Annotated in this window: 12 protein-coding genes; 9 read left to right on the top strand and 3 right to left on the bottom strand. The window is 60.4% G+C overall.

Translation table 11 applies throughout. The annotated features are described in order from the left end of the window. Positions 1–57: 57 nt before the first annotated feature. On the top strand, positions 58–801 hold the full coding sequence (locus OF122_RS07000) for a ParA family protein (RefSeq protein ID WP_264227076.1): 744 nt from the start codon (positions 58–60) through the stop codon (positions 799–801). Then, positions 798–1,085, top strand: coding sequence for a hypothetical protein (locus tag OF122_RS07005; protein ID WP_264227077.1), 288 nt, complete (start codon positions 798–800; stop codon positions 1,083–1,085). Before OF122_RS07000 ends, OF122_RS07005 begins: the two co-directional genes overlap by 4 nt. Positions 1,086–1,602: 517 nt before the next feature. Here the strand turns inward: OF122_RS07005 and OF122_RS07010 are convergent. Both OF122_RS07010 and adh read right to left on the bottom strand, forming a co-directional pair. After that, positions 1,603–2,001, bottom strand: a complete 399-nt coding sequence (locus OF122_RS07010) for a DUF779 domain-containing protein (RefSeq protein ID WP_090597856.1) — start codon at positions 1,999–2,001, stop codon at positions 1,603–1,605. Between the two features lie 130 nt (positions 2,002–2,131). Continuing rightward, positions 2,132–3,652: an aldehyde dehydrogenase gene (gene adh, locus OF122_RS07015; protein ID WP_090597854.1), complete on the bottom strand. Its 1,521-nt coding sequence runs from the start codon at positions 3,650–3,652 to the stop codon at positions 2,132–2,134. A gap of 204 nt (positions 3,653–3,856) precedes the next feature. Here adh and OF122_RS07020 point away from each other — a divergent pair, with 204 nt between their 5' ends. The 4 genes from OF122_RS07020 to OF122_RS07035 all read left to right on the top strand — a co-directional run bounded on the left by OF122_RS07020 (position 3,857) and on the right by OF122_RS07035 (position 8,597). Then, on the top strand, positions 3,857–5,692 hold the full coding sequence (locus OF122_RS07020) for a sigma-54-dependent Fis family transcriptional regulator (protein WP_264227078.1): 1,836 nt from the start codon (positions 3,857–3,859) through the stop codon (positions 5,690–5,692). Positions 5,693–6,281: 589 nt separating this feature from the next. Then, positions 6,282–7,036 (top strand): IS5 family transposase gene (locus tag OF122_RS07025; protein ID WP_408636240.1). Its coding sequence is split into 2 segments (ribosomal slippage): positions 6,282–6,623 and positions 6,626–7,036, totalling 753 coding nucleotides; the frame shifts between segments, so codons are not numbered across the junction. Then, complete coding sequence (locus OF122_RS07030) at positions 6,978–8,066, top strand: MBL fold metallo-hydrolase (RefSeq protein ID WP_264227079.1); 1,089 nt, start codon at positions 6,978–6,980, stop codon at positions 8,064–8,066. Before OF122_RS07025 ends, OF122_RS07030 begins: the two co-directional genes overlap by 59 nt. Positions 8,067–8,162: 96 nt before the next feature. Further along, on the top strand, positions 8,163–8,597 hold the full coding sequence (locus OF122_RS07035; RefSeq protein WP_264227080.1) for a universal stress protein: 435 nt from the start codon (positions 8,163–8,165) through the stop codon (positions 8,595–8,597). A 151-nt stretch (positions 8,598–8,748) separates the two neighbouring features. On the opposite strand, the gene OF122_RS07040 is transcribed toward OF122_RS07035, so the two are convergent. Then, positions 8,749–9,807 carry a cytochrome c3 family protein gene (locus OF122_RS07040; RefSeq protein ID WP_264227081.1) on the bottom strand — a complete coding sequence of 353 codons (1,059 nt, stop codon included), beginning with the start codon at positions 9,805–9,807 and terminating at the stop codon, positions 8,749–8,751. Positions 9,808–9,924: 117 nt separating this feature from the next. Between OF122_RS07040 and OF122_RS07045 the strand changes: the two genes are divergently transcribed. The 3 genes from OF122_RS07045 to nqrC are packed head-to-tail and all read left to right on the top strand — an operon-like array spanning position 9,925 to position 12,753. Continuing rightward, the gene (locus OF122_RS07045; RefSeq protein ID WP_264224536.1) at positions 9,925–11,172 is read left to right on the top strand and encodes a hypothetical protein; all 1,248 of its coding nucleotides are present in this window, start codon (positions 9,925–9,927) and stop codon (positions 11,170–11,172) included. Beyond that, the gene (locus OF122_RS07050) at positions 11,169–11,954 is read left to right on the top strand and encodes an RnfABCDGE type electron transport complex subunit D (RefSeq protein WP_264224537.1); all 786 of its coding nucleotides are present in this window, start codon (positions 11,169–11,171) and stop codon (positions 11,952–11,954) included. The genes OF122_RS07045 and OF122_RS07050 overlap by 4 nt, the downstream gene beginning before the upstream one ends. Continuing rightward, complete coding sequence (gene nqrC, locus OF122_RS07055; RefSeq protein ID WP_264224538.1) at positions 11,947–12,753, top strand: NADH:ubiquinone reductase (Na(+)-transporting) subunit C; 807 nt, start codon at positions 11,947–11,949, stop codon at positions 12,751–12,753. Before OF122_RS07050 ends, nqrC begins: the two co-directional genes overlap by 8 nt. Positions 12,754–12,756: the final 3 nt, after the last annotated feature.

Consider the following 12,756-nt stretch of genomic DNA (forward strand, 5'->3'; position numbering starts at 1 on the left):
CTGTCGGAAGGCTACCGATATTATATCGTAGTGTAAAGTAAAAGCGTCTCAACTGCCATGCGTCCCGATCTCCACAGCTTTCGTTCACCCGGTGCTGTTCCTGTCGCGTTCAAACCGCGCGCAGTCGGCGCGATCGAGTTCTGCCGGGCACAAGGTGCCATTGTCCTCACTGTCGCCAACTCCAAGGGAGGATGCGGGAAGTCGACCCTGACCCTCAACACCGCCATTGGCTACGCGCGGCAAAGGAAGAGGGTGCTGATCGTCGATGCGGACAAGAAGCAGGGCACGCTCAGGAAATGGCCCCGGTCCAATGACATCGGTAACCCCACGGTCGTCGCCTGCGGGCCTTCCGAGGTGATCGAGACCGTGGCCCGTCATATCGGTGACTATGACGTCGTGCTCATCGATACGGCCGGCCGGGACGAGCGGATGATGGCTGCGATCCTGGACATCAGCGACATCCTCGTCTCCCCGGTCAAGCCCGCCCATCAGGATCTTCTGGAACTCGGCCACTTCGTTCATGTCGCGCGGGCCCGCGATGTGCCGACCATCGCTGTCTTTAACGAAGCTACGCGAGAGAAGACGGCTGAGTTGAAACAGTTGGCCGCAGCGTTCAAGGCTCATGGGCCGTTCCTGGCGGTGGCCATGCAGCAATTGTCCAGCTACCGGCGCGTATACCCCTTCGGTCGTGGCGTTCTCGAGATCGGGCGCGAGGATCCCGCCAAGGACAACTTCGCCCAGGTTTTTGCGGCACTCGGCCGGGTTGTGGAAAAAGCACATGCGGAAAAGGTGGGGCAATGACGGAGGAACGCAACGGCATGCCGAGTCTGAGCCAGATGATCGAAGAGGCAATGCTGTCCGATCAGGATGACGGGGGTTCCGCAGTTTCTGATATCGTTTGCACGTCCAGCCGGATCCCGAGAGCTGTGCTGAACGAGGTTGCCGCAATCGCACGTTCGAACGGGATGAGCGTCAGCCTTTTGGTCAATCTGCTGTTCGATTCCTACCTGACCGGGCAGGGCCGTCCAGGTTACGCAGAACTGGCGCCGTGGTATTCCAGCTACGCCATGCGCCGGAAAGGCTGAAAACACTGGCCAAACGGCCCAAATCATCAGCTTGACACACAAACGCGAATAATCAGCATCTTCCGTGCCGCGATGCCGCGATGCCGCGATGCCGCGATGCCGCGATGCCGCGATGCCGCGATGCCGCGATGCCGCGATGCCGCGATGCCGCGATGCCGCGATGCCGCGATGCCGCGATGCCGCGATGCCGCGATGCAAACCAAGCCAGAGTCCCAGTCCACCCCGACACCACGCGCCCAGACGGGGAGACACGGAAGGGTCTCTCGTAGAAGCGAGCGATGCGATCCCCAGGCGGGGGAGGGGGTTGGATTCCAACGTTTGCCGAATCAACAGCAGACGCCGAGTAATCGAGCACCCGGCAATGGCAACAACGCGCCCCATTTCGGTCATTCAACGGATTATTGCATCAACGAGAAAACGGACATGACCTGGATTGTCACCTGATGTGAGAATGCAAAATCAAAAATCGCAATGGACCAAACTTCAGCATCAGTCACTCCGCAGAAGAGACAAGGCTTCAGGAAAAGAGTGTTGGCGTTCCTCGCCGTGCTATTGGCCCAAGGCGTGCGTACTCGTCATCGGTGAACAAGCGGGAGCGCGTGAGGAACCGCCGCTCGGTGCCATTATCGAGACTGAACATGCCGCCACGACCTGGAATCGCATCGATGATCAACTGGGTATGCTGCCAATATTCGAACTGGCTGGGTGACATGTAGAAGGGAGCGCTGCCGATATCACCCATCTTGACGTCATGGTCGCCGACGATGAATTCGCCTTCAGGATAGCACATCGGCGACGAGCCATCACAACACCCGCCGGACTGATGAAACATAACCGGCCCATGGCGGGCCGTGATGGTGGCGATGAGACTTAAGGCGGCGTCGGTGGCGACGACGCGCGGAACGAGATCAGTCATGGCGGGTTCCTTGCTCGACGATCATTCCAGCGGGAGGTGGCCAGGGAGAGAGTGGGGTTAGGGCTCTTCCCGCCGGAATGATTTCTGGCGCCCGGAGCTCTCCCCGGGCGCCCGCTCAGGGAGGAGCGGCTTAGAAGAAGCCCAGCTTCTTGGGCGAGTAGCTCACCAGCATGTTCTTGGTCTGCTGGTAGTGGTCAAGCATCATGCGGTGGTTTTCGCGTCCGATGCCGCTCTGCTTGTAACCACCAAAGGCGGCATGGGCAGGATAGGCGTGATAGCAATTGGTCCATACGCGCCCCGCCTGGATGCCTCGGCCGAAGCGATAGGCCCGGTTGGCATCACGCGTCCACACGCCGGCGCCCAGGCCATAAAGCGTGTCATTGGCGATCTCGAGGGCTTCGGCATCGGTCTTGAAGGTCGTCACCGAGACCACCGGGCCAAAGATTTCCTCCTGGAAAATGCGCATCTTGTTGTTGCCAGCAAACACCGTCGGCTTGACGTAGTAACCACCCGCCAACTCGCCACCCAGATTGTTGCGCTCGCCGCCAGTCAGCACCGTGGCGCCTTCCTGCCGGCCGATATCGAGATAGGAGAGAATTTTCTCGAGTTGCTCGGACGAGGCCTGGGCCCCGATCATCGTGCTCATCTCGAAGGGAGAACCCTGCTTGATGGCTTCCACCCGCTTGATCGCCCGTTCCATGAAGCGGTCATAGACGCTTTCCTGGATCAGGGCGCGGCTCGGGCAGGTACACACCTCGCCCTGATTGAGCGCGAACATGGCAAAGCCCTCGAGCGCCTTGTCGAAGAAATCATCGTCTTCGGCCAATACGTCGGCAAAGAAGATGTTCGGCGATTTGCCACCCAGTTCCAGCGTCACCGGGATCAGGTTCTGGCTGGCATATTGCATGATCAGCCGGCCCGTCGTGGTCTCGCCGGTAAAGGCGATCTTGGCGATGCGGTTCGAGCTGGCCAGCGGCTTGCCGGCTTCAAGGCCAAAGCCGTTGACGATATTGACCACGCCGGGCGGCAGGATGTCTTCGATCAATTCCATGAGAAAGAGGATTGATGCCGGCGTCTGCTCGGCAGGCTTGAGCACCACGGCATTGCCTGCCGCTAGCGCGGGCGCCAGTTTCCAGACCGCCATCAGGATAGGGAAGTTCCACGGAATGATCTGCCCCACGACGCCGAGGGGCTCGTGGAAATGATAAGCCACCGTGTCATGGTCAAGTTCGGAAATGCCGCCCTCCTGGGCGCGGATGGCACCGGCGAAATAGCGGAAGTGGTCGATCGCCAGCGGAATATCGGCAGCAGTCGTCTCACGAATTGGCTTGCCATTGTCCCAGGTCTCGGCCAGCGCGATCTCGTCGAGATGTTCTTCCATGCGATCGGCAATCTTGTTGAGCATCACCGCGCGCTGCGCCACCGAGGTTTGGCCCCAGCCCGGCGCGGCCTTATGGGCCGCATCCAGCGCCCGCTCGACATCCGCCGCCTTGGAGCGCGCGACTTCGCAAATCACCTGCCCAGTGACTGGCGAGGTGTTCTCGAAGGTCTCGCCGTCGAGCGCGTCCACCCACTGCCCGCCGATATAATTGCCGTATTTCGCCTTGTACGGAGACTTGGTCCGCTGGCCGACGAATTCAGGTTTATTCATGGCATCCTCCCTTGTTCTTGGATGCCACCGTCATTGCAACCGGCGTGCCAGATGATATCAACCTGTTGAAGCTGTTAGGGAATTCTTGTGGCACCAAGCAGGGGTGGACGCGGTGCGAATTCGGATGCAACACTTTGCAACAACCAGACGCGATGGCCGATGCAACACCTGTTGCAAACTGCCACAACTGGTAGGGAGAGAGCCATGCAACAGGCGTCCGATGCTGCCTTGGTAGCCGCGCGCGAGCGTTTCTTTTCTGGGCACGATCTACCTGAGGGCCTGGTGCCTGCGCCCATATTGCGGTCCTGGCAGCGCTGCGCACAACAGGGCCTCGATGCCTCGGCGGTCATTCATGCCGAACCGGTCACCGCACCCGAGCTTCGCGCCTTGCATGAGCAGAACGAGACCTTACGCCTCCTCTCGCGCTCTGAACTGGTGTCGCTGCGCACCGAAGCGCGGCTTACCGACAGTGTCGTCATCCTCACCGATGCCAAGGGCCTCGTGCTCGATACCACGGGAAGCCCCGAATTCGCCGGCCGCGCCGCCGAAGTGGCGCTCCGCCCCGGCGTCACCTGGTCCGAAACTGCCACTGGCACCAATGCCATCGGCACGGCTCTCGCCGAACGTCGCGCCATCGAGGTGCATGGGGGAGAACACTTCTTCGAACCACATGGTATCCTGCATTGCGCCGCATCGCCCATTTTCGACCCTTTCGGGAAGCTCGCTGGCGTGCTCGATCTCTCCGGCCATGCCTCGGCTGAGCACACCCATGCCATGGGCCTGGTGCGCCTCGCCGTCGAGCAGATCGAACATCGCTTCTTCGCCCGCGGCTTCGATGACATGACCGTGGTGCGCTTCCACCGTGCCGCTGATCTCCTGGGCACCGCCCGCGAAGGCATTCTGGTCTTTGATGGCGGGCGTTTGATCGCCGGCAATCGTCGCGCGCTCCATCTCGTCGGGCTCGACCGCAAGGCGCAGCGCCAGTCCACCGCCGAGGAAATCTTTGAAACCGCGGCGCTCGCCACACAGCGCGGCGAACTGCGCGCCCGCAATGGCGAGCGCTTCTTTGCCGCCGTGTCCGAGCCGCGCAAGTCGCCGCTGCGCGTCACCGGCACCCTGCCGCGCGTCGCCAAGTCGGGCGAGCCAGCGCCTTTTCTCACTCCCGAAACCCGCGCCGATCTCGCCAAGGCCATCCGCCTGGTCAATGCCGAAATCCCCCTGCTCATCGCTGGGGAAACCGGTGCCGGCAAGGAAGTCTTCGCCCGCTACCTGCATGGCCTCACCCAGCGCGCCGGCAAGCCCTTTGTCGCCATCAACTGTGCTGCACTGCCCGAGAGCCTGATCGAATCCGAACTCTTCGGCTACCAGCCCGGCGCCTTCACCGGCGCCCGCAAGCAGGGCGCCATTGGCCTGGTGCAACAAGCCGAGGGCGGCATTCTCTTCCTCGATGAAATCGGCGACATGCCGCTCTTGCTGCAGTCGCGCCTCCTGCGCGTCTTGCAGGACAAGGAAGTCGTGCCACTGGGCGGCGGCACCGCGCAGAAGGCTGATTTCGTGCCCGTTTGCGCCACCAATCGCGATCTCAAGGCCATGGTCGAGGCAGGCACCTTCCGCGCCGATCTCTACTACCGCATCGCCCAGTTCACCATCCGCCTGCCGGCCCTGTGTGATTTCCCCGATCGCGCCACTGTCGTCTCGAGCCTCTGGTCCCAGCTCGCGACGGGCCATCCGCCGCTGCCCGCCCCGGTGCTTGCCCGCCTCGCCGCCCAGCCATGGCCAGGCAATTTCCGCGAACTGACCGGGACGCTGCGCGCCCTATCAGCGCTGTGTGAACCAGAACAGCCCATCACTTTGGCCGATCTACCCCAGTTCACCGAACAGGTCACCGCGGCACCTCTGCTGTTCCAGAACGATTTGGGCAGTCTCACCGAAGCCGCAATGCGTCGCGCGGTGGACCAGAATAACGGCAATCTTTCCGCCGCTGCGCGCGCTCTCGGCATCGACCGCTCGACCCTCTACCGACGGCTGGTCTGGAAATAGTTGGAAGAGGCTGATTGAACAGCTGCGTTGGCTCGTGGCTTTGCCAGTATGGGCGCCGCAGTAGACCCGTATTGGCTTTCATTTGACACTCATGAGTGACAACGCGAGGGCCAGCGAATGGCAGTTAATCCACTAGGTCGGCCCGAAAGCCGACAGGCTACAAACGGCCCCGAAAGCGCCGATAGTTCTGTGCCCTGAGCTCAGCGACTTTGGAGAGGTCGTCATTGATGGCGCATATGGGTGGTTTTTACGGCGCTGAACCGAAATTGGTGCCCAAGGCCCGGCGCGGCTGTCACAAAATCACCGTCGCTCAAGACTGCGCAACACAGCAAGTACCTCAAGAACACTACTCCGCCCCCCGGCAAAAGTAATGTCACCGGCATCATCCCCCCATTTTGCAGGATCTTGTAGAGGTCCCTGCAATCGCTCTGCATCGGCCCACGGCCTGTCACCCAGTGCTCGATCTGTGCGAAAGTACCTATGGAGCAACTGAAAGAGAGGACACTTCCCTAGGGTCCATACCCAATCAGTTTGTTGAATAGACGCTGCAAATCAGATTCTCTGGCTTTAGATGAGTTCGGAGGTATCGATGAGCAGACTATTTTGGTTGAGTGATGCAGCTTGGGCGGCCATTGAGCCACATCTCCCCAAGAACCAGCCTGGAGCACGTCGAGTGGATGACCGGCGGGTAATTTCGGGGATCGTTCATATGCTCAAGTGCGGCGGACGCTGGGCTGATTGCCCTGCCGAGTATGGCCCCTCGACAACAGTCTACAATCGCTGGAACCGCTGGAGTCGCCGCGGCGTATGGGCACGCATTCTCGCGGCTCTGACCGAACAAGGCTGGATTGCGGAAACCGCCCAGATCGACAGCAGCTATATCAAAGCCCATCGCTGTGCAGGCGGGGGAAAAGGGGGGCGCGAACCAATGCCATTGGCATCTCGCGTGGTGGCCGGACCACCAAGATCCATGCGCTCGTCGACGTTATCGGCAGACCGATCCGCCTCATCCTGACGCCCGGCAATGCCTCGGACATGAAGGGGGCCGATCTGCTCATCGCCCACACGATGGGCATGAAGAGAGTTATTGCTGACCGCGGCTATGATGCCAACCGCCTTCGTTCCACTCTGCGCAACCAGAAGACAATCCCGGTCATCCCTGGCCGCAAGAACCGGAAGCGCAAAATCAAATACGACGAGAAACGCTACAAAGACCGCTGGCGTGTCGAGGCCATGTTCTGCCGGCTCAAGGATTTCCGCCGCGTTGCCACCCGATACGACAAGCTTGCCCGAAACTATCTATCTGCCGTCATGCTCGCAGCGGCAGTCGCATACTGGCTATGAACGAGTCTCGACCCTAAAAGCACGGCGCGCAAGTCTTAAAAGCGAGGTCGAGAACGCGATAGTTCGGGGCGGCGCGCTGCTGATCCCTTCATTTGCTGTCGAGCGGACACAGGAAGTTCTCGTTGATCTGGTTTGGCTCTCCCAAGGGCCGGTTCAGCCTTTCCCCATCATCATCGACTCTCCTCTGGCGACGAAAGCCACCGAGGTGTTCAGAAAGCATGCCAACGAACTGGAGAATGGCGGCGCACTGCTCGATGCGCTGGACTCGCCATTTGTCACGTTCACTGAAACTGTCGAGCAGAGCAAGGACTTGGACAAGCGAACTAGATTTCATGCCGTGATTTCGGCAAGCGGTATGTGCGACGCCGGTCGCATCAGGCACCGGCTCAAGAACTGGTTGTGGCAATCTCATGCTACGGTTTTGATGGTGGGGTTCCAGGCGGCGGGCAGTCTTGGACGGGTGCTGCTTGACGGTGCGAAGGCGGTTAGAATTCATGGAGAGGAAATCGCCGTCGCTGCCACCATCCGCTACCTCGATATCTATTCCGGGCATGCAGATGCACCGGAATTGGCAGCCTGGGTATCGGAACGGCTGCCGGTCCGGAGCGGATTATTCTTGGTGCACGGGGAGCCTCCAGCACTAGTTGCCTTGCGCGAACGCTTGGCACCGTTGATCCCATTTGAAAAAATTGTGGCGCCCCTGCTGGATCAGTCGTTTGAATTGGCCCCTGGCGGCGCTATTGTTCGTGAAGCTGGTTCACGCAGGACAACGGCACGGAATGCAATAGGCAGGCCAGACAGCAGCAACGAACATGCCGAGTTGTTGCTCGACATAAGCGACGCCCTTGAATCCGTTGCCGACGAGAGGGGCCGCGCCGCCATCATTCGCAAGCTGAAGAAGGCATTGAGAGAGAGCGCGCGCGCGGTAGGACGCATCCCCATTAAAGGCAGCCGGTGGGTCTATGCCATTCCCCTAAACATAGATACTGTGGTCAAAAGCTTGGAGATATCGCCACTAAGCACGCAATGAGCACCAGAACTCGCCGATCAAATAGCCGACCGTGAATAGAAAAATGCGAACTCGCTCGAGTGACCGCGACCAATATTGAAGAAGAGGAGAGCACCCTTGTACAAACATATTCTCATTGCGACCGACGGATCTGAAATGGCAACTCACGGACTGAACCATGGCCTGAAACTTGCCGCATCGGTTGGTGCTCAAGTGACCATCGTTTCAGTCACGGATATTTGGGCATCCGGGGCTCTTGCTGAGGCAGGCGCTAGCACAATTGCGAGCTATGAAGAAGCCATGCACCAAAGCATCAAAGACATTCTGAGCGAAGCCGCCGGGAGGGCGGAGGTGGAAGGTGTGCAGCATGAGACCGTTCATATTCCTAACCGCTATGCCGCAGATGCTATCGTTGAAACCGCTCAAAAGATGGGTGCCGATCTCATCGTGATGGCATCTCACGGGCGTCGGGGGTTGCGCAAGATGCTTTTGGGCAGCCAAACCAACGAAGTTTTGACCACAAGCACTATCCCGGTTCTTGTTGTGCGGTGATCGAGCTGAAGCTGCATAAAGTGGCGTGAAATAGTCGACGGACTCGTTGGTAGCGGCGGGTTTCATAGCGAGGCTGCTGAATTGGCTCCCCTTTGGCGATCAGGTGCCTACCTGCAGTGGGGACCCACGCCAGCAGTTTTCGAGCCGACCCCTAGCGGGGCCGCGCTCCTATTTCAACCTCCGCTCCTGATGCTGCAGACAGATCCACGATGCTGTCATAGAGCAGTTGCAGGGCGTAGTGGGGATTGTGCGCATAGGCGCCTGGGTCGCCGGTGACGAATGCAAAATTGTAGCTGGCGCGCAAAAGGCGCGGCGTCCAGGCCGTATAAGGTGATCCGGCGCCTTCCTCTCCTTCGGCCAACATGAAATAGGGATAGCGCTCCACATAGGCGATTTGCTCTCCCGAGACCTCGATCGAATAGTGCTCAATGGCGTCGAGAAGCATGGTTTTCAATCCGTCGATTTCCGTGTGGATGCCGGTGGCGGTGTCGCCGTCGCCATCGAAATCGGGTTCGGATGTGCGAATAGCCCTCGGAGACTCGGTGCCGTGACAGCGCGCACAGGTTTCGGTCTGGACTTCGAGCGTGTGCGGATCATGGCAGTCGGTACAGGTGGAAAACCGGGCGACATGCTGGAACCGGGTCATATAGCTCTTGCCCGGATACTGATAGCCGCCGCCAACCTGACTGCCGAAGAGAGTGGCGGCGGCGACCGCGTAGTGGGGATTGATAAAGCCCAAGCCGGGATCAACAGTATCGTCCTCGATGCCGCCTGTGGCCGCTGCGACCGCGCCACCAGATTGCCGCCCCTGATGACAGCTCAGGCATGTAGCCGAGGAGCCGGGATGATCGATATTCATCCCTGATGGAAATTCCACCCTCTCGATTGCTGCTGCGCCGTCGTTGTGACAGGTGGCGCAATCAACCACACCTCCTGGGGCAATCAAACCTTCAATGCTTCCAGCGACACTCCCGTCGAACCCGTGGTAGTCCCGGAACCCTTCGCCGGAGTGACACATGGCGCAAGTTCCCGGAATCGCCTGCTCCCCCTCCCAGTGACGGAACGAGGGGGACTGTGCATCGGCGTGTCCTGAGCTGAGCCATTGCTGGACAATACTCACAGTCGGTTCGCTTTGCTGAGCCCACGCCGCGTTGGGAAATGCTCCGAGAATGGCAAGCACCGTTCCCGTCCTGAGAATAAGAGCAAACATTGCTATCCCTTTCGGTTTGCGCCAAACATGCCCAAATGCTAGGCCTTTGGGATTGATCGAGGTCAAGGTCGCCTGTCCCTGAACGTGCATGGTGGCGTTTGCAACCGGTGAGGTCAAATGAGAATTGCTTTGCGGCGGGGCCTGACCGTGCCCCTCAAGGGTACGCCCGAACCTAAGGTCGACCGGGCCGTGGAGGTTACGCGCGTTGGGCTCCTCGGCCATGATCTCGGCGGGATCAGGGCCGAAATGCTCGTCGAGCCCTCAGAGCGGGTCAGTATCGGTACGCCGCTCTTCAGGGCCCGCAACAACCCCCGTCTCGTTTTCTGTTCTCCGGTTTCAGGCGAGATCGAGCGCGTCGAGTTCGGTGCGCGTCGCAGGCTCAGTGAGGTCAGCATCCTCAATGACGGCGAAGACCGGCGCATGGAGTTCGATGCGGCAATTGCATCCACCCAAAAAGGTTTGCGCGAGTTGTTGTTAGCGTGCGGCCAATGGCCGGCGCTGCGAGCACGGCCCTTTGATCGGATCGCCGATCCTGACGGCGAGGCCCAGGCCATCTTCGTGACCGCAATCGATACGGCACCCCATGCGCCCGATCCCCGCGCCATCATCGATGAACGGCGCGAAGACTTCTCGCGGGGTCTTGCAGCTCTCGCGCTTTTGACGGCGGGGCCGATCTTTCTCTGCCAGGCTGATGGCCTTGCGCTGGGTGAAGACAGCAAGCAATTGCAGATTGCCCGGTTTTCCGGTCCCCATCCGGCTGGTCTGGTGGGGACCCACATTGCTCAACTTTTCCGGCCGCGAGAGGGGCAGAAGGTTTGGCATATCGGATATCAAGACGTCATTGCCATTGGTCACCTTCTTGCGACCGGCAGAATTGATCCCTTTCGGGTCATTGCCCTGTCCGGCCCGGGACTGCGCAATCCGCGGCTCGCACAGGTCCCGCTGGGCGCTGACCTGCATGCCCTGACGCGGGCAGATCTGACCCCGGGGTCGAAAACGATCCTTTCCGGCTCGCTGATTGCGGGTCGCGAGAGCGCCTTTCTTGGACGTTACGATCGACAGGTAACCATCATCGAGCGCCGTCAGCCGGCGCGATCTCACTGGCTGGTCGAAGCGCTGCGCAAGGCGCAAAAGCCGGCGCCCTTCATCCCCACACAAGCACTTGAGCAAAGCCTTGGATCCAATGTTCCGGTGGTGCCTTTGCTGCGGGCCCTTTCAATCACCGATGTGGAAGCGGCGGAAAGGCTTGGCTGCGCCTGGCTTGCCGAAGAGGATATGGCACTGGCGACCTATCTGACGGGCGGGCAGACCGACTTTGGCCAAAGGCTGAGGATGGTGCTGGACAGTCTGGAGGCGGGGGCATGAGAGCCGGCGTATGGCACCGGGACACGATTTCCTGGATGATCGCGGCGGCGGCGCTTCCTGCTGCTGCGGCAGCGATCGGTGCATTCGGCCCGGTTGCTCTCTGGCACATGGTCCTGACACTGATCGTCGTGATTGCCTGGCAACTGGTCTTTCTGTGGGCTCGCGCACAACCGGTCTCTCCGATCGCACTTGTCACTGCAATTGCCGTGGGCATCCTGGCTCCGGGCGATTTCGCCCCCTGGCAGATTGTGCTCGCGGCGAGTTTCGGCACGGTCATCGGCGAACAGGTGTTTGGTGGATGGGGGCGAAACATCGTCAATTCCGCCGTGGCAACGCTTGCCTTTCTTTTTTTCGCTTTCCCGCAAACAGATATCGACGCCGGAGGGCTGCTCCTCGCTTTTGCCGTCCTTCCGGGGGCACTCTTGCTGATGGCGACTGGCATCCTCTCCTGGCAAATCGTCATATCGTCGATCATCGGGTCGGTTCTTGTTTCGGTCGTCCTCGGACACGATCCGTTGCTCATCTTCACCCAGGGCAGCCTGATGTTCGGCCTGGTGTTTCTGGTCGGAGATCCTGTGGCGTCTTCGGCAACCCGGATCGGTCGCTGGGCCTATGGATTTGGCGCCGGTGCTCTTCTGGCGCTTTTTGGCTGGCGGGACACGGGCTTTGATGGTCCGCAAGCCATAATCTTTGCGACGCTTGTCGTTTCCCTGTTTGCTCCCCTTATCGATGCTGCAGTCATCGCGGCAATAAAACGGTCATGGAGGCCCCGCAATGGCTGACCTCAACCCGGTGGCGCGCTGGCGCAATCTGCTTGCCCTGCCCAATGAGAGCCGCACCAAAACCCTTGCTGTCGCTTTTGCCGTTTCTACGGTTTGCGCGGTTGTCGTCTCGGGCGCGGCGGTGATCCTTGGACCAATCCAGCAGGCCAACCTTGCCGCCGAACAGGCTGCGCGGATGGAGGAAATGCTGGCCTCGATGCCCGAAATGGCGGCGCTGATCGAAGAGGCGGGCGGTGACAGTCTCGAGAAGATCGTGGTCGACCTGCGCACCGGCCAAATTGCAGAAGATGTTGACCCCGAGACTTCTGATGCCGCGGCAGCGCGCGACGATCCGGAAACCTCAACGGTTCTTTCCGCTGAGGAGGACATCGCCGGAATCGGTCGCCGCCCCGATCTGGTGCCCATTCACGTCCTGCGTGAGGCAGGGCAATTGCGTCTGGTTATCTTGCCCATCTCCGGCGCCGGCTATCAGTCGGTCATAAGGGCCAATCTTGCTCTTGAGGGCGATCTCAACACCGTCGCCGCTTTCTCGGTGACCGAGCAGGGGGAGACGCCCGGGCTCGGGGCACGGATCGAGGAGCCCGCCTGGCAGTCGCTCTGGCCAGGCAAGCATCTTGTCGGGCCGGAGGGTGACATTCGGCTCGATGTCGTGCGCGGTCGGGCGACGACCGAATTCGAGATCGACGGGATAACCGGGGCGACGCGAACCGGAAACGGTATCACCAATGCCGTGCACTTCTGGCTGGGGCCGAACGGGTTCGGTCCGGTGCTCGACAACCTTGCGCGCGGAGAGCTTTGAGCG

The organism is Pelagibacterium flavum, from assembly GCF_025854335.1.
GTDB classification, from domain to species: domain Bacteria; phylum Pseudomonadota; class Alphaproteobacteria; order Rhizobiales; family Devosiaceae; genus Pelagibacterium; species Pelagibacterium flavum.